The sequence below is a fragment of the Caballeronia sp. AZ1_KS37 genome (assembly GCF_023631165.1).
Taxonomy (GTDB): domain Bacteria; phylum Pseudomonadota; class Gammaproteobacteria; order Burkholderiales; family Burkholderiaceae; genus Caballeronia; species Caballeronia zhejiangensis.
This window is the reverse complement of the sequence record NZ_JALQDP010000030.1, coordinates 197,323-221,067: the sequence shown is the minus strand read 5'-3', so window position 1 is coordinate 221,067 and position 23,745 is coordinate 197,323. Positions and strand designations below refer to the sequence as shown.

Annotated in this window: 20 protein-coding genes; 11 read left to right on the top strand and 9 right to left on the bottom strand. The window is 64.4% G+C overall.

Translation table 11 applies throughout. The annotated features are described in order from the left end of the window. Positions 1-183 precede the first annotated feature (183 nt). Both NCS00_RS17235 and NCS00_RS17230 read left to right on the top strand, forming a co-directional pair. Positions 184-1,236, top strand: a complete 1,053-nt coding sequence (locus NCS00_RS17235) for an aldo/keto reductase (protein WP_008353389.1) — start codon at positions 184-186, stop codon at positions 1,234-1,236. A gap of 186 nt (positions 1,237-1,422) precedes the next feature. Continuing rightward, positions 1,423-2,604 (top strand): 4-hydroxybenzoate 3-monooxygenase, encoded by a 1,182-nt coding sequence (locus tag NCS00_RS17230; RefSeq protein ID WP_250440596.1) that lies wholly within the window; start codon positions 1,423-1,425, stop codon positions 2,602-2,604. Positions 2,605-2,652: 48 nt separating this feature from the next. Here NCS00_RS17230 and NCS00_RS17225 read toward each other — a convergent pair whose 3' ends face one another. Next, the gene (locus NCS00_RS17225; RefSeq protein WP_250440595.1) at positions 2,653-4,893 is read right to left on the bottom strand and encodes an amylo-alpha-1,6-glucosidase; all 2,241 of its coding nucleotides are present in this window, start codon (positions 4,891-4,893) and stop codon (positions 2,653-2,655) included. A 200-nt stretch (positions 4,894-5,093) separates the two neighbouring features. Here NCS00_RS17225 and NCS00_RS17220 point away from each other — a divergent pair, with 200 nt between their 5' ends. The 4 genes from NCS00_RS17220 (at position 5,094) to NCS00_RS17205 (ending at position 9,234) form a co-directional block, all read left to right on the top strand. Next, on the top strand, positions 5,094-5,456 hold the full coding sequence (locus NCS00_RS17220; RefSeq protein ID WP_250440594.1) for an acyltransferase family protein: 363 nt from the start codon (positions 5,094-5,096) through the stop codon (positions 5,454-5,456). Further along, a complete protein-coding gene (locus NCS00_RS17215; RefSeq protein ID WP_350029723.1) occupies positions 5,381-6,076 on the top strand; it encodes an acyltransferase family protein in 696 nt (231 codons plus the stop codon). The genes NCS00_RS17220 and NCS00_RS17215 overlap by 76 nt, the downstream gene beginning before the upstream one ends. A gap of 413 nt (positions 6,077-6,489) precedes the next feature. After that, positions 6,490-7,284: a sulfite exporter TauE/SafE family protein gene (locus tag NCS00_RS17210; protein WP_175979322.1), complete on the top strand. Its 795-nt coding sequence runs from the start codon at positions 6,490-6,492 to the stop codon at positions 7,282-7,284. Positions 7,285-7,536: 252 nt separating this feature from the next. After that, complete coding sequence (locus tag NCS00_RS17205) at positions 7,537-9,234, top strand: acid phosphatase (protein WP_250440592.1); 1,698 nt, start codon at positions 7,537-7,539, stop codon at positions 9,232-9,234. A gap of 3 nt (positions 9,235-9,237) precedes the next feature. On the opposite strand, the gene NCS00_RS17200 is transcribed toward NCS00_RS17205, so the two are convergent. Further along, on the bottom strand, positions 9,238-9,630 hold the full coding sequence (locus tag NCS00_RS17200) for a RidA family protein (protein ID WP_008353398.1): 393 nt from the start codon (positions 9,628-9,630) through the stop codon (positions 9,238-9,240). 137 nt (positions 9,631-9,767) lie between these two features. On the opposite strand from NCS00_RS17200, the gene NCS00_RS17195 reads away from it, so the two are divergent. Then, on the top strand, positions 9,768-10,664 hold the full coding sequence (locus NCS00_RS17195) for an NAD-dependent epimerase/dehydratase family protein (RefSeq protein ID WP_250440591.1): 897 nt from the start codon (positions 9,768-9,770) through the stop codon (positions 10,662-10,664). Positions 10,665-10,722: 58 nt separating this feature from the next. Here NCS00_RS17195 and NCS00_RS17190 read toward each other — a convergent pair whose 3' ends face one another. The 3 genes from NCS00_RS17190 to NCS00_RS17180 all read right to left on the bottom strand — a co-directional run bounded on the left by NCS00_RS17190 (position 10,723) and on the right by NCS00_RS17180 (position 16,030). Beyond that, on the bottom strand, positions 10,723-11,832 hold the full coding sequence (locus tag NCS00_RS17190; protein ID WP_008353401.1) for a malate/lactate/ureidoglycolate dehydrogenase: 1,110 nt from the start codon (positions 11,830-11,832) through the stop codon (positions 10,723-10,725). Between the two features lie 179 nt (positions 11,833-12,011). Next, the gene (locus NCS00_RS17185) at positions 12,012-13,481 is read right to left on the bottom strand and encodes a M20 family metallopeptidase (RefSeq protein ID WP_250440590.1); all 1,470 of its coding nucleotides are present in this window, start codon (positions 13,479-13,481) and stop codon (positions 12,012-12,014) included. Positions 13,482-13,579: 98 nt separating this feature from the next. Next, positions 13,580-16,030: a penicillin acylase family protein gene (locus NCS00_RS17180; RefSeq protein WP_250440589.1), complete on the bottom strand. Its 2,451-nt coding sequence runs from the start codon at positions 16,028-16,030 to the stop codon at positions 13,580-13,582. Between the two features lie 142 nt (positions 16,031-16,172). Between NCS00_RS17180 and NCS00_RS17175 the strand changes: the two genes are divergently transcribed. Both NCS00_RS17175 and NCS00_RS17170 read left to right on the top strand, forming a co-directional pair. Continuing rightward, positions 16,173-16,358, top strand: a complete 186-nt coding sequence (locus NCS00_RS17175; protein ID WP_372492483.1) for an oxidoreductase-like domain-containing protein — start codon at positions 16,173-16,175, stop codon at positions 16,356-16,358. A 92-nt stretch (positions 16,359-16,450) separates the two neighbouring features. Further along, positions 16,451-16,960, top strand: a complete 510-nt coding sequence (locus NCS00_RS17170) for a DUF1993 domain-containing protein (protein WP_008353409.1) — start codon at positions 16,451-16,453, stop codon at positions 16,958-16,960. A gap of 18 nt (positions 16,961-16,978) precedes the next feature. On the opposite strand, the gene NCS00_RS17165 is transcribed toward NCS00_RS17170, so the two are convergent. Further along, complete coding sequence (locus NCS00_RS17165; protein WP_250440588.1) at positions 16,979-18,274, bottom strand: virulence factor family protein; 1,296 nt, start codon at positions 18,272-18,274, stop codon at positions 16,979-16,981. Continuing rightward, positions 18,271-20,865, bottom strand: a complete 2,595-nt coding sequence (gene mprF, locus NCS00_RS17160; RefSeq protein ID WP_250440587.1) for a bifunctional lysylphosphatidylglycerol flippase/synthetase MprF — start codon at positions 20,863-20,865, stop codon at positions 18,271-18,273. The genes NCS00_RS17165 and mprF overlap by 4 nt, the downstream gene beginning before the upstream one ends. Before the next feature lie 411 nt (positions 20,866-21,276). Here mprF and NCS00_RS17155 point away from each other — a divergent pair, with 411 nt between their 5' ends. Next, positions 21,277-21,633 carry a hypothetical protein gene (locus NCS00_RS17155; RefSeq protein ID WP_008353413.1) on the top strand — a complete coding sequence of 119 codons (357 nt, stop codon included), beginning with the start codon at positions 21,277-21,279 and terminating at the stop codon, positions 21,631-21,633. A gap of 16 nt (positions 21,634-21,649) precedes the next feature. Here NCS00_RS17155 and NCS00_RS17150 read toward each other — a convergent pair whose 3' ends face one another. After that, on the bottom strand, positions 21,650-22,171 hold the full coding sequence (locus tag NCS00_RS17150) for a hypothetical protein (protein WP_008353414.1): 522 nt from the start codon (positions 22,169-22,171) through the stop codon (positions 21,650-21,652). A 145-nt stretch (positions 22,172-22,316) separates the two neighbouring features. Continuing rightward, complete coding sequence (locus NCS00_RS17145) at positions 22,317-23,012, bottom strand: response regulator transcription factor (protein ID WP_284508147.1); 696 nt, start codon at positions 23,010-23,012, stop codon at positions 22,317-22,319. A gap of 195 nt (positions 23,013-23,207) precedes the next feature. On the opposite strand from NCS00_RS17145, the gene NCS00_RS17140 reads away from it, so the two are divergent. Further along, positions 23,208-23,660, top strand: a complete 453-nt coding sequence (locus NCS00_RS17140) for a response regulator (protein ID WP_008353416.1) — start codon at positions 23,208-23,210, stop codon at positions 23,658-23,660. The last annotated feature ends 85 nt before the right edge of the window (positions 23,661-23,745 follow it).

The window sequence follows — 23,745 nt, the reverse complement described above, 5'->3', positions numbered from 1 at the left end:
TTAGCTTACTCGCGCGAGCGCGTGATTGCTCGCGCGCGCCCCCAGCGTTTGCAGGAACAGGCAAGGATTGAACAGGATCAGGCTATGAACCCGCCGCGCGCCGGGACGATACTGCATTGCCGGCGCGGACCCTGTCGTGAAGGTCGTGCGATGCCGCGCCATTCCAGTCACTCGGGAGCAACCATGCGTTACAGGAAATTCGGCAACACCGGTCTTTTCGTCTCGGAGCTGTGCTTGGGCACGATGACCTTCGGCGGCGGAACGGGCGGAATCTGGGACAACATCGGTCAGTTGCAGCAGGCGGAAGCCGACAAGCTGATCGGCCGTTCGCTCGATGCGGGCATCAATTTCATCGACACCGCCGACGTCTACGCCGACGGCCGATCCGAAATCATCACCGGCCAGGCGCTGAAGAACCTCAACGTGCCGCGCGAAAACGTGGTCGTCGCGACGAAAATCCTTGGCGAGACCGGCACCAAGGGCGTGAATTCGCGCGGCGCGTCGCGCTATCACATCATCGATGGCGTGAAGGCGAGCCTGAAGCGGCTGCAGCTCGATCACGTCGATCTGTACCAGATTCACGGTTTCGATCCGGCGACGCCGATCGAGGAAACGCTGCGCGCACTCGATAATCTCGTGCAGCATGGACACGTGCGTTACATCGGCGTTTCGAACTGGGCGGCGTGGCAGATCATGAAGGCGCTCGGTATTTCCGAGCGTCTCGGTCTTGCGCGTTTCGAGTCGCTTCAGGCGTATTACACGGTCGCTGGCCGCGATCTGGAACGCGAAATCGTGCCGCTGCTGCAAAGCGAGAACGTCGGGCTGATGGTCTGGAGTCCGCTCGCGGGCGGCCTGCTTTCGGGCAAGTTCACGCGCGAAGGCGGCAAGGAAGAAGGCAGCCGGCGCACCAAGTTCGACTTCCCGCCGGTCAATGTCGACCGCGCGTACGACTGCGTCGACGTGATGCGCCGCATCGCGGAATCCAAGGGTGTATCGGTCGCGCAGATCGCCCTTGCCTGGCTGCTGCATCAGAAGGTCGTGTCGAGCGTGATCGTCGGCGCGAAACGGATCGAGCAGCTCGACGACAACATCGCGGCGACCAACGTGCGTCTCAACGAAGACGAACTCGCCGCGCTCGATGAGGTGAGCCAGTTGCCGTCGGAATATCCCGGCTGGATGCTCACGCGCCAGGGCGAATATCGACGTAATCAGTTGAAGGAGGAAGCGGCGGAGTAAGGCCGTCCGGCGCGGGCGACCGGCCCGCGCCGGCTAGGGATTTACCCGTACTTCAGGCGATTTTCCCGCGTTTTAGGGGCTTTATCTCCGAATCAGATAGTTCTTATCCTCCCTATCGCGTTGCGGCATAAGGCCGCTCTGCCGACACTGTACGCACAACATCACCACTGCCTCACGGAGACAATCATGCGTACTCAAGTCGGCATCGTCGGCGCCGGCCCGGCCGGGCTTCTTCTCTCGCACCTGCTTCATTTGCGCGGCATCGAATCGGTCGTGCTCGAAGCGCGCAGCCAGAACGACATCGAATCGACGATTCGCGCCGGCGTGCTCGAACAAGGCACGATGGACACGCTCACTCAGGCCGGTCTCGGCGCGCGCATGCAGGCCGAAGGCGCGCTGCACCACGGTTTCGAGCTCGCGTTCGAAGGCCAGCGCCGCCGTATCGCGCTGACCGAGCTCACAGGTCACTCGATCACGGTCTACGCGCAGCACGAAGTCATCAAGGATCTGGTCGCGGCGCGGCTCGCGGCGAACGGCGAGCTGAAGTTCAACGTGTCGAAGGTGTCGCTGCACGACTTTCAGGATGGCAGCGATCGCAAGCCGCGCATCAAGTATCAGCACGAAGGCCGCGACGAAGAACTCGAATGCGACTTCATCATCGGCTGCGACGGTTCGCAGGGCGTTTCGCGACAGTCGATTCCCGAAGCGGTGCGGCAGGATTATCAGCGCATCTATCCGTTTGGCTGGTTCGGCATTTTGGTCGAAGCGCCGCCCTCCTCCGATGAACTCATCTACGCGCGGCACGATCGCGGATTCGCGCTCATCAGCACGCGCTCGCCGGGCGTGCAGCGCATGTACTTCCAGTGCGATCCGAAAGATACGGTCGATGCCTGGTCCGACGACCGCATCTGGGCCGAACTGCACGCACGCGTCGATACCGCCGATGGCTGGCAGATCACCGAAGGCAAGATCTTCCAGAAGAACATCGTCGGGATGCGCAGCTTCGTGTCCACGCCGATGCAGTCGGGCAAGCTGTTCCTCGCGGGCGACGCAGCGCATATCGTGCCGCCGACCGGCGCGAAGGGCCTGAACCTCGCCGTGTCGGACGTGCGCGTACTGAACGCCGCGCTTCTCGATTTCTATCAGGAAGGCAACGGCGAGAAGCTCAGCCACTATACGGAAACGGCATTGAAGCGCGTCTGGCGCGCCGAGCATTTCTCGTGGTGGATGACGCGCATGCTGCACAAGCTGGACGATACGTCGCCGTTCGAGCAGCGCCTGCAGGTGGCCGAACTCGAACATGTGACGACATCGCGCGCGGCCGCCACTGCCCTCGCCGAAAATTACGTGGGCAGCGTCGCGGTATAAGCGCGGACCGGTCGCACGGCGCTTGGTCGGCGCCGTGCGTCGTCGACGTTACAGAACGGCCACGACCCTGACGTCGCCTTCGACGGACGGAATGACCTGCCCGCCGACGCGCCGGAACGTGATCGTCGCGGTCTTGTCGCCGAGTCGCAGATCGCCGATTTCGAGCCAGTCGATGCCTTCGGGCAACTCCGGCCGGTCGATACGCACTTCTTCCTTGACGGCGTCGACGGTCACGCCGAGACACGCTTCCAGAATCATGAAAGGCGCGCCCGCCGCCCACGCCTGCGGCAGACACGCGACCGGATAGGCGATCGGCCGTTCGCCGCGTTGGCGCGTGAATCCGCAGAAAAGCTCCGGCAGACGCATGTCGAACGTGACGGCGGCTTCGAACAGCGACTGCAGCAGTCCCACGGCCGCGCCGCGATCGCCGTAGCGCGCGAGGCCGCGTGCGCAGAGCGCGGTGTCGTGCGGCCATACCGAGCCGTTGTGATACGACATCGGATTGAAGCGCGGCTGCCCCGCCGCAAGCGTCCGCACGCCCCAGCCCGTGTGAAAGAGCGCCGATTCGAGTTGCTTGGCGACAGCCTCGCCGCGTTCGCGTTCGACGAGATCGAACGCGAGCAGATGCCCCGCATTCGACGACAGCACGCGGCATAGCTCGCCCTTGCCATCGAGCGCAATGCCGTAAAAATCCATCTCCGGCATCCAGTACATCTCTTCGACACGCTCGCGAATGTGACGCGCACGCCGCTCGAACTCGCTTGCGTTCTCGCCTTGTCCGCGCTCGCGGGCGAGACGCGCCATCGTGGAAAACGCGGTCGATGCGTAACCCTGGACTTCGACGAGCGAGATCGGGCCGATCGGAAACTTGCCGTCCGCGTGGAAGACCGAATCCTGGCTGTCCTTCCACCCCTGATTCGCCAGACCGTGCTCGGATGCGCGCTGGTAGTCGAGCAGACCGTGCGGATTCTTGTCGCAATGGCGCGCGACCCATTGCGCCGCGAGCTGCAGTGCCGGCCAGATTTCATCGATCAGGGCGGTGTCACCGGTGCGTTCCGCGTATGCGCCCGCCAGCACGATGAAGAGCGGCGTGCTGTCGACGCCGCCGTAATAGAGCGCGAACGGCACTTCGCCGGTTGCCGCCATCTCGCTCTTGCGCGTCTCGTGCATGATCTTGCCGATTTCGGCATCGCGGAAAGCGGAGTCTTCACGCGCCTGATTCGCGGCGAGGAAGCGCAGCACGCCGCGCGCGAGCGTCGGATGCAGCCAGAGCATTTGCAGCGACGTGATGATCGCGTCGCGGCCGAACGCCGTCGAGAACCACGGAATGCCAGCGTACGGATAAGGGCCGGTTTCGAGATCGGTGGTGAGCAGCCCGAGATCGGCGAGCGAACGGTCGATCCATTCGCTGAAGAGCGGATTGCTCGAACGCACGCGCGCGCTCGCGCGGCGCCGGTCGCGCATGCGGCGATGCGCCTCCACGAGCGCGTCGCGGATCGCGGGACGGCCCGATTCGGGCGCGCATTCGGCCGCTTCCGCGGCGTTGCGCTTGCTTTGCTCGCTGGCGTCCGAGAGCGCGTGCGTCACGGCCGTCACCGAGAGGTACACGGAAATGGCCGTTTCCGACTGGATATGCAGCGCGTAGTCGGCGCGGGTGGGCGAAAGCACGTCCGGCGCGGGCGTGAACTGGATGCGCGCCGTGCGCTCCACCTCGTCGAGGCCGACATAGCGCAACACGACCTCGCCGTTCTCGACGACCGGCGGACGCAAAGCCCCGCGCTTGCCACGTATCGCGCCGCGAACCTCGAACATGTCGAGGAAGTCGGCCTTGAAGGAGATCGACAGCGGCACGGTGGACGGCTCCGTGCCGTAGTTCGTCAGCACGATGCTCTCGTGCAGCACATGCCCCGACAGCACGCGCTTGCGTTCGACGTGGATTACGCCTTCCGGCGTGCGTGCTCCGCCGATGGGCGGCAGCGGGCGGTTGGTCAGGTGCGCGGTAAAGACGGCGTTGTCGCTCGATACGCTGCCCGAAAGCAGCGACGGCGCGCGTCCGCCGAACGTCAGCACGAGCTCCGACAGCACGCGCGTGTCGTTGACGAAGAGGCCGTCGTCGTCGCCGCGGATATCGCCGTTCGCATCGTAGACGGCGAACGTGTTGCCCGACTTCAGCACGAACTGGCGTTCGCTCGGTATGTTCGGGTGCTCCGTCGGGATGAACGCTTCGTCCGGCAGCTTCGATTGCGACACCTGCATCTGCTGTTGTTGCTGCTGTTCCTGTGTGTTCATTGCACCTTCCTGAAAGTAATCTGAAGGGTTTCGTGAGGCGTTCGGGGGCGCTTACCCGCTGTCATCGACAGCCTTTCGACCCGCCCACGCCTGACGCGTTCTCCGCGCGCAATGTCATCTCGATATGTCGGACCATAAGCCTCTCGGCCTTATGTGGCAATGGCTTGGGCTAAAATTGCGCTTTTTGAGCGAACTCAGAGGTGGATTTGCGCAACAGAACAATCGACGCAGCCCGAGGGATCGGGATCGTTCTTGTTGTCCTTGGACACGCCATTGGTTTGCCAGAGTGGCTCTTCCGAGTCATTTACTCGTGTCATATGCCTCTGTTCTTTTTCCTGTCTGGATACCTTTTCAACGGCAAGAGAGGTCCGCTAGAGGTCATGCGCAGGAATTCCCGACGCCTTCTGATGCCGTACGCAGTCGCCGCCGCAATCGCGATCTTCCCGTCGATTCTATTTAGGAATACAACCAGTCTCTCCAATTCTTCGTGCAACTCGGAGGTACCGCGTATTCCATACCTCGATCGAATCTTACTTTCTATTGCACGCCGCTCTGGTTTCTAACTTGCCTGTTCTGCACCGAAGCCATGTACGCGGCGTTGACCCGGTACGCGCGACACGTTGTGCATGTCGTGATCGCCGCATCATTGGTCGTCGGCTGCACGTTAATGGCCTTCGTGAAAGGCTTCTCACCCTGGAATATCAAGATCGCTTTTGTCGCGCTCTTTTATTTCCACCTGGGTTTCGTTGCAGCCGAATCCAAAATGCTGGACGGCAGGCGTTTTCCCGCTTGGACGCTGCCAGTTTGCGCGCTCGGATGGATCATCGCTTCGCTGTGGAATCCCAAAGCAGCGAACCTCGCCGGCGAGACTATCGGTAATCCAGCGCTGTTCCTCCTCGCATCAATATGTGGGATATGGGCATTGGCCAGGTTAGCCCGGCTCACCGCGACGTCGCGCGCACTCAGTTTTCTCGGTAAAAACACGCTGCCCATATTCGCGTTCAACTATCCCCTCAATCTTTTTGCTCAGTGGCTGTTCGCGCCGACCACGCCGTGGTTCGTCTTCGCTGCTTCGGAAATGGCGTTAGCCGTCGGGTTCGTTTTCCTGCTTCGACGCATTCCGGCAATCGCGCGCGTGTTCTCGATCGAATCGGGACAACGCGCAAGCCCAACTGCGGTCTAGGCCGGCCAGGCTGGTCAGTTCGGCATAGGCTCCGCGAGCCATAGCTGAAGAGTGCTATGCTCTTAGCCCTTTTGTCCGGCCAGCGCGAAAAGGCGTCTGCCGGGAGGCGCACGGTTTCATTAGAAGGCCGGCGCAGCGTTTGGGCTCCGATCGCTGAAAGAGTACTTCGCGGACGCGCGCGAAATCGGGACACCCTAAGCCGCGACGCCGAAAGGTTCTCACGAAATCCGACCGCTCTCGGCGCGCCTCCGTTTGCAGGAAAAAGTAAAGGATTTTGCCCGGGCAATTTTCGGGCGTCGGTCGGCCGCGATGACCGAGTCGTACAAGGATGTCCGAAGCCAAGAGTCGCGATTCGGACAAATTTTGGATGAACGTTAAACAGCCCCGCCCAGCAAGGGTTGCGGGCGTCCGGCATGTCATTTCCGCATATCGACTTACTTTATTCTGCCTCAGGTCTCGCAGTGGGTTTCCTGGTCGGCCTGACGGGCGTCGGCGGCGGCTCCCTGATGACCCCGCTGCTCGTCCTGCTGTTCGGCATACATCCGGCGACCGCCGTCGGCACCGATCTGCTGTACGCCACCGCGACCAAGACGGCCGGCACGCTCGTGCACGGCATCAAGGGTTCGGTCGACTGGCGCATCACCGGCCGTCTCGCGGCGGGCAGCGTGCCCGCTGCGGCCATCACACTCTACTTTCTGCACGAGCACGGTTTGACAGCGCCGGGCACCGCGCGGCTCATCCAGCTGATACTCGGCACCGCGCTCCTCATCACGGCGGTTTCGCTGATCTTCCGGCCGCAACTCGCGCGCCTTGCCTACAAAAAGGGACATGGCCGCCCCGAACACCCGACGCGTACCGCCGCGTGGACCGTCTTCACCGGCGCGATTCTCGGCCTGCTGGTCTCGATCACTTCCGTGGGCGCAGGCGCAATCGGCGTGACTGTACTTCTGCTGCTGTATCCGCGTCTCGCGACGGCGCGCATCGTCGGCTCGGACGTGGCTCACGCGGTGCCGCTCACGCTGATTGCCGGCACTGGCCATTGGATGCTCGGCTCAGTCGACTGGTCCTTGCTCGCCTCGCTCCTCGTGGGCTCGATCCCCGGCATCGCCCTTGGCAGCATGCTGTCAACCAAGGCGCCGGAAGCGTTACTCCGTCACGTTCTCGCCGCGACGCTCGTTCTCGTCGGAGCAAAGCTCGTGTTCAGTTGATGTTAGTCACGGTCGTTCGCGCTTTCCAGTCGGCCAAAAGACATAGGCCGATTCGTACGATATTCCTGTTTTTTGCCTATGTCGTTCGGCCGGGTTTCCCGCGGCGGGACGATGCGGCATCATCCCCACTCAGTTGAGCCGCACGCAGAGCGGTTCAAGTCGGGGCGCCGGTAACGGGCGCGTCATCTTTCGGCGTCGATCATGCAGCGTGCGTCAACGGGCGTGGGCCGCATATTCACGAGGAGTCAGGCGATGAATGAAAATAATCATCCGCAGCACGAGCTTCCTTCCGGCAACGATACGCCAGCAGGCGACGCACCCGCCGACCCCGCGCGGCGGCGGCTGCTCGCCGCGGGCGTGGGCCTGGCGGGGCTGTCGCTCGGCGGGTGCAATCTGTTCGAAAACAAGCCGACCACCCCGAAAACTGCCGCCGATATCGCACTCGACCGCACGCTGGCCGCGAAAGTGCAGCACATCGTCGTGATTTACGCGGAAAACCGCAGCTTCACGAATCTCTACGGCAACTATCCGGGCGTGCAATATCCGCTGTCGGCGGTGCCGGCATCGCACTACACGCAACTCGATCGCGATGGCGTCACGCCCATGCCCACGCTGCCGAAAATCTGGGGCGGGCTTGTGCCGCAGGCGCAGGAAGTCGACGGCAAGCGCTACGCGATCACCGAGCAGCAGATCATCGATCTGCGCAACGCGCCCTTCCAGATCGCAGACGCGCACGGTGCGCCGCTGCCCAATTCCGTCATCACGCGCGATCTCGTGCATCGGTTCTATCAGAATCAGATGCAGATCAACGCAGGGCGCAACAACCAGTTCGCGGCGTGGGGCGATTCGGGCGGCCTCGTCATGGGGCACTACCAAAACTCACCCGAAACGCTGAAACTTTGGGGGCTCGCGCAGCAATACACGCTCTGCGACAACTTCTTCATGTCGGCGTTCGGCGGCTCCTGGCTGAACCATATCTTCCTCATTTCCGCGCAGGCGCCCTTCTATCCCGATGTCAAAGGCAGCCCGGCTGCGAAGCTGCTCGCGGTCGTCGAAGGCGACGATCCTGCCGGTTCGCGCCTGAAGCTCGCCCCGGATTCGCCCAAATCCGCGCTCGAGGGCCCGCCGAAGTATGTGCGCGACGGCGCGCTCACGGCGGACGGATACGCCGTCAACACCATGTTCCCGCCGTATCAGCCGAGCAACGTGCCGCCTCCGCAAGGCGGCGACTCGCGCTATGCGGACCGCTCGAACGCGCTGGTATTGCCGCCGCAGACGTATGCGACGATCGGCGACCGCCTGTCGGACAAGAACGTCGATTGGGCGTGGTACAGCGGCGCGTGGCAGTACGCACTGGAACATCGGGACACCGGCGCGGTGCCGGACTTCCAGTACCACCATCAGCCGTTCAATTACTTCGCCAACTTTGCGCCGGGCACGGCCGCACGGGCGCAGCATTTGCGCGACGCGGGACTTGGCGACGATCCGTCGACGAACAAGCTGCTCGCGGACATCGACGCGGGCCGCCTTCCTGCCGTCACGTTCTACAAGCCCCAGGGCAATCTCAACATGCACGCGGGCTATGCGGATGTCGCTTCGGGCGATCGGCATATTTCGAACGTGATCGAGCGTCTGCGGCGCGGGCCGCAATGGGAGAACACCGTGGTGATCGTCACCGTCGACGAAAACGGCGGCTGGTGGGACCACGTCTCGCCGCCGAAGGGCGATCGCTGGGGGCCCGGTTCGCGCATCCCGGCACTCGTGATTTCGCCGTTCGCGAAGAAGGGCTACGTCGATCACACCGTGTATGACACGAACTCGATCCTGCGCTTCATCTCGCGCGTGCACGATCTCGCGCCGCTGGACGGCGTGGCCGCGCGGGATCGCGCGTTCGCCGCAAGCGGTCAGGCGCCGCTCGGCGACCTGACAAAATCGCTCGATCTCGCGTAACGGCTAGACGCGTTCGACCCACGCTCGCGCGGAAATTTCCAGCAGATAGCCGTAGTGCAGCGCGCCGACCGGCACGACGGCGCGTGCCGGTTTCCAGGCGCCGAAGTGACGCGCGTAGATCTCGTTGAACGCTTTCCAGTGTTCGACGCCGACGAGATACACCGTCACCTCGATGCAATCCGCGAGGCTCGCACCCGCGGCTTCGAGCACGGTGCGCAGATTCGAAAGCGTCTGTTCGGCCTGCTCGTCGAACGGGAGATCTCCGGTATGCGTGCCGTCCGCGCGCATCGGCAATTGACCCGAAACGCAGACGAGATTGCCGGCGCGCGTCGCGTGGCTGTAGTGTCCGGCGGGAATCGGCAGGCCCGGAGCGTTGATGAGTTCGATCGGTGGCATCGTCGGTCGCGTTGGGTGGATGGCCTCGGATTATTGATTCCGAGTCAAGTTTCATTTGAGACTATCACCGTTTTTGCGAAAGTCGAAGCGGCTCATACTGTGTTCATCGCAGTTTGAACATTCAACGGAGCAAGAACATGAACGTTTTCATCACGGGCGCGGGCGGTTTCATCGGCGGCTCGATCGCGGCGGGACTCGCGCGGGACGGACATCGCGTGCGCGGCCTCATCCGTCGCGCGGAACAGGCCGACGAACTGAAACGCCTGAACATCGAACCGGTGATCGGCAGTCTCGACAACGCGGCCTTGCTCGCCGCCGAAGCGCACGCGGCCGATGCCGTCATCAACGCGGCGAGCAGCGATCATCGCGGCGCGGTCGAAACGCTGATCGGCGCGCTCGAAGGCACGAACAAGCCGTTTCTGCATACGAGCGGATCGAGCATCGTCGGCGACGCATCGGGCGGCGAGGCATCGGAGAAGATCTATACCGAGGACGACCTGCCGGAGCCGACGCCCGACAAGGCGCCGCGCGTAGCGATCGACAATCTCGTGCTCGACGCCGCCAAGCGTGCCGTGCGCTCGACGGTGCTCTGCAACACGCTGATCTACGGCCACGGCGCGGTGCGCGATACCGCGAGCGTGCAGTTGCCGCGTCTGGAACGACAGGCGCGCAAGAGCGGCATCGTGCGCCATGTGGGGCGTGGCCTCAACATCTGGTCGAACGTGCATATCGACGATGTCGTGACCATCTATCGGCTCGCGCTCGAAAAGTCGCCTGCGGGCACGTTCTACTTCGTCGAAAGCGGCGAGGCGCAATTCCGCGACATGACCGTCGCGATGGCGAAGGCGCTCGATCTGCGCGGGCCGGAAGACTGGCCGCTCGAAGAAGCGATCAAGGAATGGGGCTACGAGATGGCCTCGTACGGCCTCGGCTCGAACAGCCGCGTGCGCAGCAAGCGCACCCGCGAGATTCTGGGCTGGCAGCCGTCGCGCACGTCGGTGGTCGAATGGATCGAAACGGAATTGACTGCTTGAGTGAAGTTCGCGCGGCAAATTGGCTTGACCAATTTGCCGCGCCTACCGCTTCACGCAATTACTGCAGCGCCGCCGCGAACTTTTCGATTTCCGCTTCCGGCATGCCCGATTTCGTCGCCGAATCGCGGATTTGCTGCCACGTCGTCGGATCGATTGCGATGCCGTTCGCGCCGCGGTCCGCACGACGCGCCTCTTCCGGCTCGCCCGGCGCGTAGATCGCATCGACGCCTTCCGCGCGCGGCGACGCCTTCATCCATTCGAGGAACGCTTCGGCCTCTGCTTGCGCGGCGGGCGCATCGAACGCGTTCGGATCGACGATCACCGAAGTCATGCAGTTGATGATCGCACTCGATTTCTCCAGCGTCTCTTCGTGCGTCGTGTAGCCGCCCGAGAGCGCGCCGCCGAAGATCTCGCACAGCGCGGCCAGGCCCGAACCCTTGTGCAGGCCGAACGCGGTGAGCGAGCCGAACGGCTCCTCGTGCATCACCTTCGGCTCGATCGTCGGCTTGCCCTCATGATCGAGCAACATGCCCGGCGCGACCTTTACGCCCTTGTTGTAGGCGACGCGCGTCTTGCCGTACGCGATGCCCGCCGTCGCGAAATCGAGCACGAGCGGGCTCTTGCCGTCGCGCGGATAGGCTGCGCAGAACGGATTCGTGCCGAAGCGCCGGTCGATGCCGCCGAAGGGCGCGACGAGCGGATCGCCCGCCACGTTCACGAAGTGGAACGATACGAGTCCGGCCTTCGCGCACTGTTCCGCCCAGTGGCCGATACGCCCGATGTGGTGCGCGTTGCGCAAGCCGACCGCGCATACGCCGAGCTTCTTCGCGCGCTCGATGCCGTGCTCCATCGCCTCGTAGGCGACGACCTGACCGAAGCCCTTGCGGCCGTCGACGGTCAGCACCGCGCCCGCATCGCGCACGATTTCGGCGTGCGTGTTGAGCTGCAACTGACCTTCGGAGAGCGACGCGACATAGCGCGGGATCATGCCGACGCCGTGGGAATCGTGGCCCGAAAGGTTCGACATCACGAGGTGATCCGCGACCAGTTCCGCCTCGCGCGGCGCGCTGCCGGCCGACTCCCAGATGGCGCGGACGTACGCGTGCAGCGTGTCGGCGGCGATGCGCCGTTCAGTGGCGGATGGGGTGGACGTGGGGGATGCATTCATTGCGACACTCGTCTCCATAGTTGATGGCTCGCGCTCTGCTTTTCGAGATGCGCGCGGATTATCACTTTACAGACGATCAACTGGCCTTACCACTTTGTTTTTACGAAATCGCTGAAATTGGCCGAAAAAAAGTCCGGACGAACCGGGCTTTCTCCAGACAGAAGTTCGGCCGCCCGGCCTCAGGGCGCTGCCGCGATGACCTCGGCCACCGACGCCGTCAGCTTCTTCGCGTACGGCACGTGCAGGAATTCGTTCGGACCGTGCGCGTTCGATTTCGGACCGAGCACGCCGCACACCATGAATTGCGAGCGCGGGAAGCCTTCCTTGAGCGTATTCATCAGCGGAATCGTGCCGCCCTGCCCGATGTATGCGACATCCGCGCCGAAGTGCCGTTTCGACGCCTCATTCAGCGACGAGCGCAGCCACGGCGCGAGATCCGGCGCATTCCAGCCCGTCGCCGCGCCCGCTTCGGGCTTGAACGTCACCTTGGCGTTGTACGGCGGATCCATTTCGAGCAGCCGCTGCAGGCGGACGATCGCACTGGCAGCGTCGACGAGCGGGGGCAAGCGCAGCGACAGCTTGAACGCCGTGCGCGGCGCAAGCACGTTGCCGGCATCGGCCAGCGGCGGCAGGCCCGACGCGCCCGTCACCGTGAGCGACGGCCGCCAGGTCGAATTGAGCAGTGCCTCGCGCGGATCGGTCGTCGTGGGCAGAACGCTGCCGCCATCGGCGCCGCACGCCCACGGCAGCTTCTTCCAGACATCGTCGCCGAGAATGCGCGCGGTCATTTCGGCTTCGCGCCGGCGCAGCATCGGAATCGGGCAATGAAAACTTTCCGGCAGCAGATTGCCGGTGCTCGAATCTTCGAGGCGCTCGAATAGTTGCCGCAAGATTCGAAATGCCGACGGCGCGATGCCGCCATAGCCGCCCGAGTGAATGCCCTCGTCCAGCACCTGCACTTCGAGATCGCCGGCGACGAGGCCGCGCAGGGACGTCGTGAGCCAGAGCTGATCGAAATTGCCCGCGCCGGAATCGAGACAGATCACGAGGCCGACATCGCCGAGCCGGTCGCGCAAGGCGTCGATATACGGCAAAAGATCGTAGCTGCCCGATTCCTCGCACGTCTCGATGATACCCACGCAACGCGGACGCTCGACGCCCTGCGCATCCAGCGCCGCCAGCGCGGTGATGCTCGCGTAGGTCGCGTAGCCGTCGTCGGCGCCGCCGCGGCCGTACAGTTTGTCGTCTTCGAGCTTGGGCGTCCACGGACCGAGATCGCTGCGCCAGCCTTCGAATTCCGGCTGCTTGTCCAAATGGCCATACAGGACGACCGTTTCGGTGCTGCCCGAGCGCGTGGCGGGGGCTTCGAAGAAAATGACCGGCGTGCGCTCCGGCAAGCGGACGATTTCGACCTTCAGGCCTTTGACCGGCTGCGTTCTGATCCAGTCGACGGCGTCCGTGACCACGCGTTCGATGAAGCCGTGACGCGCCCAGTCGCTGTCGAACATCGGGCTTTTCGCGGGCACGGCGATGTAGTCCGTCAGCGCGGGCACGATTTCGTCATTCCATTTGCGATCCACGAAATCCCGCAGCGCGACGGAATCGAGCCGTACTGCTTCGTCGTGATGCGTGCTGTCGCCGATAGTCATGACCGTGTTTCCCTTCGAGGCAAACTTCCATCATAGACGGGATTTGCCCGCGGTTCGACCGCCGCCGCGCCGCGCGCGCACGTTTTCCGCGACTTTTTTCAACGTTTCGGCGCGCCCGGCCCTCCGTCGCGCGTTCCCGAAACGACGACGCGCGTCACCGCCGGATCGGAGTCGATCGACTGTTCGGTGAAGGGAAAGCGCGCCCAGCGTTTCGCCGCGAACGCGCGCGTCGCGTCGCCCGAATGGGGCGATGCCGGATCGTCCGATTCGGAGTGCGACAGCATCGTGTCGGCTTCGACGCCGTTTTCGCCGAAGGTGACGACTTGCACGTAGCTGTCGCCCTGGCCGCTTGAGTCCATCGGATAGCCCTTGGGATCGAGCGGACGCCGCGCGCAGACGATCGTGAAATAGCCCGCTTCGTCGCAGCCGCCGTAAAGCGGCACGCGCGCGCCGTTGCGCGTCGTGTAGAGGATGTCGCCGCGCCGCGAATCGAGCGCGAAGCCGTTCAGCTTCAGCGCGAGCGCCGCGCCGCCCAGCGCCTGACGCAAGTCCTGCACGACGGCAGGATTGTCGATGTTGAAGCCGCCCGGCGTCGCGAGCGGCTTGTTCGGATCGAAGCCGGATTGGTACAGGCGCTCGGGCGCGATCTGCATCGCGCGCTGCCAGAACTCGTCCCACAGGTTCGCGCCGCGCGCGTCGATATCCGCCGTGCCGTTCCACTTGCGCAACACCTCGCAGGCTTCGTGCAGCGGCCCGCCCGCTTCATTCACCGTGCATACGGCGTCGAGCAGCGGCCGGCGGAACAGCCGCTCGGACATCGAGTGCGTCTCGAGCACCGCCGATTCGAGCGCCTCGCGCGTCACGCCGCCGCGTTCGCGCTGCAGACGCGCCGCGAGCAGATGGCCGTAGCGCGTGCGCAGCGATTGTTCGACGCGCGCCGCGCCCGCAATACGCGGATAGCCAGACATCGGCGCATTCGCATTGGTGAGCCAGTAGCTGTCGTTGAAGTTGCCGACGTAGTCGCCGCGCACGGCGCTCGGCAGTTGCTCCAGCGGCAACGCGCCCGGCTGCGCGCTCGTCGCATCGACGCGCCACGCGCACGCGCTTTTCGAGCCGTCGAGGAACGGCACGCCCGGCGCGCGGGCCGCGAACGCGCGTCCGGCGGGCGGCGTGCACGATTGCGCGAGCGCGTCAGGCACGTTCGGGATCGGGCCGATGTCCGCGAACCAGACGCGCACGTCGTCGCGACCGATCGCGAACGTGTTGACCCACGGCATGCCGGCGTAGCGCTTCTGGATCGCCATGAAATCGGCGAGCGAGCGCGCCTGATTCCACGCGAAGAAGTTCTGAAAGGCGCGCGTGTTGTCGACGTTCACGTCCGCGATCGCGAAGGCGGTTTGCGCGGTCCAGCCGAGGCCTTGCGCCATCGCGGACAGATCGACGACCGGCCCGAAGCGCGTCTTGTACAGCGTGCGCGACACGGACTCATACGTGCCATCGGCGCGGCGCGCGCGCACGGTGAGCGGCACGGGCGTCATCGCTTCGCTCTGGCCATCGACGAGATAGCGCGTCGGATCGGCGGGATCGAGCGTCAACTGAAAGATGCCGAAACGCCGCGCGCTCGACACCGTATGCGTCCACGCGATGTTTTCGTTGAAGCCGAGGACGATCAGCGGCACGCCGAGAAAGGACACGCCCGCGACGTTCATCTGGCCGGGAATCGTCAGTTGCGCCTGATAGAAACGGTCCGGGCCGCGCCAGAACCAGTGCGGATTGCCGAACAGGATGCTGCGCCGGTCGCGCGTGATCTGCGCGCCGAACGCGAGCGCATTGCTGCCGATGCCCGGATTTTCGCCGATCGGAAACCGCAGCGAATCGAGCGCGGTCCGCGCGGCGTCGGCGTCGGCGTTGTCGCCGCGCGGGGCCGCCGCGCCCGGTTTCGGCGGATGCGCCAGCGCGATCGGTGTCACGAAACGCGCCGAGCCGCCCGCGAGATTCGCCGCGATCAGACGCAGGTAGATATCGTCGGCGCTGATCTTGTCGACCCACGGCTTGCCCCGGCACGCCGCATGTGCCTCGGGAAATTTGCCGGCGTTGAGGTCGTCGAGATAGCGGTCGTAGCCGTTCGCGAAGCCGTCGATGAGATCGCGCAATTCGGGCGATTGCGCCGCACGGTAACGCTCGACGGCCGCCTGATCGCCGACCAGACGAAAGAAGAAATCGGCGTCGATGTTGCGCGGCTGACCGAACGTCGCCGCCGACGTCGGGCGTGCATCCGCGCCGAAATACGCCGAGCGCTCGCCGCGATACGTGACGAAGCCATCGGCGAGCGTGCAGAGATTGTCCTGCGCCTGCGCGTAGCCGAAACCGAAGCCGAGGCTGCCCCAATCGGCCGCTCGGATATGCGGAATGCCGTCCTGCGTGCGGCGGATTTCGGCGTGCCAGGCCGTTTGAGCGCCGGACTCCGGCTGCTGGCCGGGCGCCGCGCAGCCGCCAAGCAAAGCGCTCGCGAGCGCAGCGGAGATCGCAAGGCTGACGATCTGATTCATCGCGTGAGTTCCTCGATCCGATCGACGTGATGACGGGGCGCAATCGCCGCCCCGCGCGCAGTATCGCATTGCGCATGACGCGCGCCGCAGCCAAAGTCTAGCCGCCCGCGTCCGCTCAGCGAAGCCGATGCACAATGAAGCGATGAACGATCCATCCCGCCCCGCCGACGATCCTCGCCCGACGCCGCCCGAGCGTCCGCTGCCGGAAGACTGCTGCCGCAGCGGCTGCAATCAGTGCGTGTTCGAGTTGTACAGGGAAGCGCTGGAGCGCTACGAGGCCGACGTGCGCGCGTGGGAAGCGCGGCATGCGCAGGCTTCCCGTTCGTGAGTGACTCCGGCCGATTCGAGCAGGCAACCGGGCGCGGCGCTATGCTTGTGACCCCTGTCGCTGTCGAATCCGAACCTCAAGGAGCGCAACCCATGTCCCTCACGATGTATCGCGCATCGATTCCGGTCTTCATTCGCGGACTCGAAGTCTGCGCGGATCTGCTGAAGAAAGGCGCCGCCTTCGCCGATGAAAAAGGCCTCGCTCACGCCGATGTGATCAACGCGCGCCTCGCGCCCGACATGCTGCCGCTCGCCGCGCAGATCCAGCGCGCGAGCGACACGGCGAAGCTCTCGGCCGCGCGTCTCGCGGGCATCGAGGCGCCGCGCTTCGAGGACAACGAGGACAGCTTTCCGGCGCTGCAGGCGCGCATCGAGAAGACGATCGCGTTCCTGAAGAGCATCGACAAGGCTTCGCTCGCCGGCTGCGAAACGCGCACCGTCACGCTGAAATTCCCGGATTTCTCGCCTTCGTTCTCAGGCGACGATTATCTGTTCGGCTTCGGCTTGCCGAACTTCTATTTCCACGTCGTCACGACCCACGACATCCTGCGCCATCTCGGCGCGCCGATCGGCAAGCGGGATTATCTCGGCCCGCTCAAGTAAGCCGGTCGCGGCGCTGCGTTATTGCTGCCGCGCCGCGATCTGCTTGCGCCAGCCCGCGAGAATCCGCCGCGCGAGCACATCGTAGTCGCCGCCGAAGTGATGATCGCCCGGCAGCTTCACCACTTCGATCCCCGTCTTCGTCAGCGCGGGACACAGTGTGTCTTCTTCGTTCGCGCCGTAGATGCACTGCACCATCGATGGCGGCAGTTTGTCGAATTCCGGCCGCACCTTCAGCGCCTTGTCGCTCGCCTTCATGCCGAGCCAGCCCGTCACGCGAATCTGGAAGTCGGCGTCGGGCGCGAAGCCCATCAGCGAGATATACGACACCTGCGCGCGGACTGCGTCCGGCAGACGGTTGTACGCGAACGGCATCACGTCCGCGCCGAACGAATAGCCCACCAGCGCGACATGGCTCGTATGCCAGCGCGCGTTGTACGTGCGGATGATTCGCGCCAAATCGTCGGCGGTTTGCTGCGGCGACTTCTCGCTCCAGAAGTAACGCAGCGAGTCGAGGCCGATCACCGACACGCCATCGCGTTGCAGCGCCAGCGCCATCGTTTTGTCGAGATCGCGCCAGCCGCCGTCGCCGGAAATCACGATCGCCAGCAAGTCGGTCGGTTGCGCGGCGCGCAGTTCGATCAGCGGGAGATCGGAGACATCGTTCTCGGTCGGACGCCCGGCTTTTTTCAGACGCGGCGCCGTCATCGCGACGAGCGCGTCGGCCTTCGAGCGGTTCGCTTCCAGCACGGCCGTGTATTCGAAGAAGCCCGGCAAACCCTTTGCGTGGATGATGGTCGCATCCGGCGCGCACGGATTGAAACGCGGGTCGAGCATCGGGTCGGCCGCAAGCGAGACCGCGCCCGCGACGGTGTTGTCCGGCGCCTGCTTCAGCGCGCTTTCCGCGACCATCGCGCCCTGCCCGGTGCCGACGAGAATCGGCGAAAAATATCGATTCGACTGAACGGTGCGTTCGAGCTGATGGCTCATGTTTTCCGCATCGCCGACGAGGTTGTGGCAGGACTTCTCGGTCTTGTCGGCGGCGAGGCGCGCGGCATAGCGCGGCGTGTCGACGCCGATGACCATCGCGCCCTTGGCGGCGAGCGCATCGGCGGCCTGCTGATCGGCCGGCGTCCAGCCGCTCTTCTCGGAAAACAGCACGACGAAGCCGGTCATGTCGCCCGCAGGCTTCGTGAGTTGGACCTGACCGTAACGTCCGCCGGAGATCGACTCGGCGGCATGCGCCATACCCGTCACGGACACACCACAGACGGCGGCCACCACGAGCGCCGCCGCTTTCTTGCAAAGGAATTTCATGAACGCCAGCCGCCCGCGAGGAGCGAAAGATCCGCCAAAGTGAAAAATACGCCGACCGAGCCGGACGCCGCCAGATAGCGCGGCTCCCAGCGCGGCTGGAACTTGCTTTTGAATCCGCGCAGACCGCGGAAGTTGTAGAAACGGCCGCCGAAGCGCCACACCAGTCCGGCCATCCGATGCCACGGCGATGCGAGCGGCGTCGGCTCCATGCCCGACAGCGGCGCAATGCCGAGCGACAGCGACTTGAAACCCGCTTCCTTCAGATGCAGCGCGAGCTTGGTGAAGAGATATTCCATCGCGTAGGGCGACGCGGCCGAAACATGGCGCATCACGCCGACGGTCGCTTCGGTGTTCATGTCGGTCGTCATGAAAGTGACGAACGCGACCGGCTCGCCCTGCTGGCGCACGAGCAGCACCGACTGCGCCGCGAGGTATTCCTCGTTGAACGCCGCGACCGAGAAGCTCTTCTCGCGCGCCGAGCGGCTGCCGAGCCAGTCGTCGGAGATGGCGCGCAACATCGGCATGCTTGCTCCGATGCGCTCCGGTCCGATGACTTCGGTGTCCAGACCGTCGCGCTCGCCGCGTTTGATCGCATAGCGCAAATGCGAGCGATGCGAGCCCTTCAGATCGAAGTCGGACAGAGCGACATGCGCTTCCTCGCCGAGCTTCATCAGCGTGAGGCCGGCGTCGAGATAGAGCGGCAGCGCATCGGCGCGCACCTGATAGAACGCCGCGCGGCCGTTGTGCGCGTGCGCGAGCTCGACGAACTTGCGGATCAGTTCGGCCCACTCGCGGCGCGGACCGACCGGATCGTGCAGCGCGGCCCACGTGCGGCCGTGTTTCGCGTACATCAGAAAGGCTTCGCGCGACTCGGAGAAGAGGAAGCTCTTGTCGCCCATCATCGCGAGGCCGGCGTCGCTGCGTTCCTGCGCGCGCAGGATGCGTGCGGCATCGGCGAGATCCTGCGGCGCGGGCTTCACGAAGCGGCCCGCCGCCGGGCGCAGAAGTTGCCACACCGCGAACGCGGACGCGAACAGCGCCGCCGCGAGCGTCGCGCGCAGCGCACGCGGGGCGCGCTCGTCGAATGCGAACTGCCACCAGAGATCGCGGCTATAAGGCACGTCGCGGAAGGCGAAGAACATGATCCACACGGCGAGCGCCATCACGACGCCGATCGAAATGAGCCACGTCGCGGTGAAACGCTCGGCGAAGAGCGATGAACGGCGATTGAAGCGCTCGCGCGTCAGGACGAGCAGCACGACGAGAAACGCGAGCACGCCCACTTCGACGAACGCGAGACCTTTCGCGAGCGACAGCGCGAGGTTGGCCACCGCGAGAATCAGCGCGAGCCACCAGGCGGCATCGAGGCGGCGCATGAGACCGCGCGCAACGAACAGCAGCAGGACGCCGAGCACCGAGCCGAGCAGTTGCGAGCTTTCCAGCACCCAAAGCGGCACGATGGTCTGCAACAGCGCGATACGCATCTTGAACGCGGGCGTCGCGCCCGAGATGACGAGCATCGAGCCTGCCGCGAACGTGACGATCGACAGGAACAACGGCGCAAGCTGCGAAACGTGATGCGGGCTCAGAAAATTGAAGCGGCCTTTCAGCGCGCGGCCTTCGAAGGCGGCCATGACGCCGGCCGACAGGATCAGCGGCAAGCCGAAGTAGATCGCGCGATACGCGAGCAGCGCGGCGACGACGTCCGGCGTCTGTGCGCTGCCGCCGAGCGCGAAGACCATCGCCGCCTCGAACACGCCGACGCCGCCCGGCGTATGGCCGATCATGCCGAGCAGCATCGCCGCCGAGAAGACCGTCATGAATTCGCCGAAGCCGACCTGGGGATTCGGCAGGAGCGCCCAGAGCGCGAGTCCGGCGCCGAACACGTCGACGACGGCGAGCGCGGCCTGCGCGACGAAATCGCGGCGCGCCGGCACGGTGAACGACAGCCACTTCCAGCGCGAGTGCAAAGTGCGCGGCTCGCGGCCGCAGACGATGACCATCGCGGCGAAAACGGCGAGCAGCGCCGCGCCGGTCGCGCGCAACGCGGCCGGCGGCAGGTGCATCATGCCGGAGAGCGTCTCCGCGCCGAACACCATGCCGGCGGCGGCCATGAACGCGAGGGACAGCGCGAGCGTGATGCTCGTGAAAATCGTCAGACGGCCGACTTGCGCGGGCGTGACATCGGCCGCGCCGTACACGCGGCAACGCACGGCGCCGCCCGTCAGCGCGCCGAAACCGGTCACGTTGCCGAGCGCCGAACCGACCGTCGCGCCGACCCACAACAAAGACCGCGGCACCGCGACGCCGATGTGACGCAGCCCCACGGCGTCACGCCCGATGAGCGCGGCGAAGCTGAGCGCGGTGGCGAACAGCGCGGCGAACCACGCTTGCGCCCTCATCATGCGCAGCGAGTGCATGACCGACTTGTAATCGACCGAGCGCGAAAGATGCTGGAAGACGACGAGCAGCAGCACGCAGATGACGACCGTGAGCACGGGCGCGGCGAGCCGCTGAAGATCGACGCCGCCGGACAAACGTCCGATCGGGGAAATGGCGCGAAGCCGGGCGAGCAACTTTGTGCGAGACATGCGTTCTATGAAACTGGCTCACGCTGCGTTTCGTCAGCGAATCGACGACGGCAACGGTACGTCAAGGTTATCGGGGTCCACGCATTGCCGGGACTTCGCGCGGACGGAGAGCGCCATTTCGGCTCCCGCCGCCCGCGCTCGCGCCATACAAAAGGCTTCAACGTGTGAAACGCCTATATAACGGCCATGGTTGACCCGACTTGACCAATATTGGGAAAACTACGGATCGAAAGCTTGCTTTCAGATCTGGCGCGGAGTTCCGGACAGCACGACCGGCACGAACGAGCGGTCGCCCATGCTTTACGGTTTGTCAGGGAAACGGTTAGGATCGACGGCCGTGAAGCTAGTCGGGCATCGAATAGACGCGGGTCGGTAGCTTAAGCGGATACTACAGAAAAAGGCATCGGAATCATGAGAAAAACCACATCGATCTTGTTCGCCGCCATCGGCGCGTGCGCCCTGAGCGCCTGCGTTTCGACCGACGACGCCCTGCTCAAGACCGTCCCGTTCGGGTCGGGCACGTCGCAGTACAAGCCGTACGAGTTCATCCGCTGCGTGAAGGAAAAATGGACGCCGATCGCGCCGCGCGTGCGCGAATACTCGCCGAGCTCCGACACGCTGGCCGTCTCCGTGCCCAGCGGCGGCCTGACGAGCCAGTCGCTGGTGCTCGTCATCGCGCAGGCGTCGGCGAACGGCACGGGCTACACGATCTACGGCGACATCGCGGCGGCCGGCCGCTACGTCACCGCGACGCACACCTGCGATTAACCCCGGTTTCCGCGCTTCAGGAGGGCTTGCCGTTGCGCATGTCGACGCCGGCGAGATGCGTCCCGACGACACGCCCGATCAGATAACCATCCGACGCGCACGCGTTGACGCGCTCCTTTCCTTCCCACTGGATCTTGTATTGATCGTCCTGGGAATGAACGGCCGATGCGTCGAACTTGCGCTTCGCCTTGCCGCCGTTGCGCACGTCTTCGCTGACGAGCCGGTTCCATGTCAGCGCATAGCCGTAGCGCACGCCGTCGGCGAACGCGTTGTCGTCGCAGACTTGCGATGGCGGCGTCGTCTTGAGCATCAGGTGATAGCCGTTCGCGGTGCCGACCATGATGCGCCTTTCCCCCGGCGGCGCCGGCGCGACGGGCGCCTTGACCGCCGCCTGAGCCGCTTGCGCGGCCGATGCCGCCGATGCCGCCGCGGCCGCGTCCGTGTCGTTCTGCTGCGGAAGCGGCGCACATGCGCCAAGAAGCAGCGCCGCTGTCACCGTGAATGCCGTGCCGGCGCCTTGCATTTTCGTGAACGTCATCCTGCGAATCACCTACGCTGACCCCATCTCAAATTTAGTCCGGGCTCTACCTTACCATCCCCGGGATGATTCATCGGACCGATGAAAAAAAGACGACGCGGACGCCCTTTCGGTGCGCCCGCGTCGAGGAAGAGAAACGGGAGGCTCAGGAGGCCGACGACGTATTGCTCATCGGCATTTCGATCCCGCGCCGCGCCATTTCGACGATTAGAAACGTTCGCCGCGTGACGTGAAAGCGCGCGAGCAGATCGCTCGAATATTCCTTCGCGGTGTTTTCGCTGATGTTCATCTTTCGCGCGATCGCCTTGTTCGACAGCCCTTGCAGCAGATAGCGCAGCGTCTCGGTGAGGCGCGGCGGCAGTTCGAGCGATTCGATCGTCACGCCCGCGTGCGGCGAAACCGGCTTCGGGCTGTGACCGCCCTTGCCCAGCACCGTATTCGGCAAATACACGCGCCCGTTCAGAATCGTTTTCAGCGCCTCGCGAAACACGCCCGCGCCCTGCTCGCTGCCCTTCGAGATGAATCCGCACGCGCCGTTCTTGATGCATTCGAGCACCGTGTCGCGGTCATCCTGCGCCGACAGCATGATCGTCTGGACCTCGCGTTCTTCTTCGCGGATCCAGTTGAGCAGATCCATGCCGGTCGCCTGGCCGCGCAAGTGGTAGTCGAGAAACATCAGATCGTAGGTAGTGGCGGAAAGCTTGGCTTTCGCCTGCTCGACGCCATCGGCTTCGTCGATTTCGAGCAAAGGCTCGTTCGCCAGGATCAGGCTTTTCATCGCGCTCCTGGTGAGCCCTTCGTCCTCTACTAGCAACACAGTTTTGAAATAGCCATTTTCCATTGCGACGCTCCGAGAACGGTTCCGATATTACGCGCGCCTTGCCCGACTTCCACCCTCCTTTCGCAGGGATACATTCGGCAGTCTCCCAAAATCTCCTGCGTTCCCCTCGCGCGCCGGGTTTAGCGACCGGCACGTTCGGCCGAAACTGAACGCAGTCGAATCACCACGTAACCCAAAACGAGAATGGAGGATGAGATGTCAAGCCGTCTGGCCGCCAGCGAAAGCGAATTCGCATTGTGGCGCATCAAGCGGGCGCGTACCGGAGACGCATCGCGCCGTGTGCTGATCGCCCACAAGGACAAGTCGATCGGCGATTCGCTCGCCGTGCAACTTCGGCTCAAAGGCTTGCAGGTCATCCTTTCGCAGGATCTGAAGTCGGTGCGCGCGCTGGTCAATAGCTGGCATCCGCACGCGCTGCTTCTCGACACGAGCCTCGACAACGAATCCGGCTACGTCTTTCTGCGCACGTTGAGTACGGACGGCGATGTCACCGGCCGCCTGCTCGTCGCGATGAGCAACGTGTGGCCCGCCGATCCGGTGCAGACGCTCAAGGACGCCGGTTTCGACGCCCATTGCCGTCGGCCTTGCGCGACGTGGCGCATCGTCGATCTCGTCGAATCGTTCTTTTCGATGCCGCTCACGCGCTGAGTCGATGGAGGTGCGCCATGAACACGGATATTTGCATCGTCGGGGGCGTGCTGCCCGCGAACGCATCGCGCTGCCGCGCGGTCCG

Bases quoted from the DNA above. Each gene is read 5' to 3' on its own strand.
- NCS00_RS17235 (WP_008353389.1), top strand. From the start codon at position 184: ATGCGTTACAGGAAATTCGGCAACACCGGTCTTTTCGTCTCGGAGCTG.
- NCS00_RS17230 (WP_250440596.1), top strand. From the start codon at position 1,423: ATGCGTACTCAAGTCGGCATCGTCGGCGCCGGCCCGGCCGGGCTTCTT.
- NCS00_RS17225 (WP_250440595.1), bottom strand. From the start codon at position 4,893: ATGAACACACAGGAACAGCAGCAACAACAGCAGATGCAGGTGTCGCAA.
- NCS00_RS17210 (WP_175979322.1), top strand. From the start codon at position 6,490: ATGTCATTTCCGCATATCGACTTACTTTATTCTGCCTCAGGTCTCGCA.
- NCS00_RS17205 (WP_250440592.1), top strand. From the start codon at position 7,537: ATGAATGAAAATAATCATCCGCAGCACGAGCTTCCTTCCGGCAACGAT.
- NCS00_RS17200 (WP_008353398.1), bottom strand. From the start codon at position 9,630: ATGCCACCGATCGAACTCATCAACGCTCCGGGCCTGCCGATTCCCGCC.
- NCS00_RS17195 (WP_250440591.1), top strand. From the start codon at position 9,768: ATGAACGTTTTCATCACGGGCGCGGGCGGTTTCATCGGCGGCTCGATC.
- NCS00_RS17190 (WP_008353401.1), bottom strand. From the start codon at position 11,832: ATGAATGCATCCCCCACGTCCACCCCATCCGCCACTGAACGGCGCATC.
- NCS00_RS17185 (WP_250440590.1), bottom strand. From the start codon at position 13,481: ATGACTATCGGCGACAGCACGCATCACGACGAAGCAGTACGGCTCGAT.
- NCS00_RS17180 (WP_250440589.1), bottom strand. From the start codon at position 16,030: ATGAATCAGATCGTCAGCCTTGCGATCTCCGCTGCGCTCGCGAGCGCT.
- NCS00_RS17175 (WP_372492483.1), top strand. From the start codon at position 16,173: ATGAACGATCCATCCCGCCCCGCCGACGATCCTCGCCCGACGCCGCCC.
- NCS00_RS17170 (WP_008353409.1), top strand. From the start codon at position 16,451: ATGTCCCTCACGATGTATCGCGCATCGATTCCGGTCTTCATTCGCGGA.
- NCS00_RS17165 (WP_250440588.1), bottom strand. From the start codon at position 18,274: ATGAAATTCCTTTGCAAGAAAGCGGCGGCGCTCGTGGTGGCCGCCGTC.
- mprF (WP_250440587.1), bottom strand. From the start codon at position 20,865: ATGTCTCGCACAAAGTTGCTCGCCCGGCTTCGCGCCATTTCCCCGATC.
- NCS00_RS17155 (WP_008353413.1), top strand. From the start codon at position 21,277: ATGAGAAAAACCACATCGATCTTGTTCGCCGCCATCGGCGCGTGCGCC.
- NCS00_RS17150 (WP_008353414.1), bottom strand. From the start codon at position 22,171: ATGACGTTCACGAAAATGCAAGGCGCCGGCACGGCATTCACGGTGACA.
- NCS00_RS17145 (WP_284508147.1), bottom strand. From the start codon at position 23,012: ATGGAAAATGGCTATTTCAAAACTGTGTTGCTAGTAGAGGACGAAGGG.
- NCS00_RS17140 (WP_008353416.1), top strand. From the start codon at position 23,208: ATGTCAAGCCGTCTGGCCGCCAGCGAAAGCGAATTCGCATTGTGGCGC.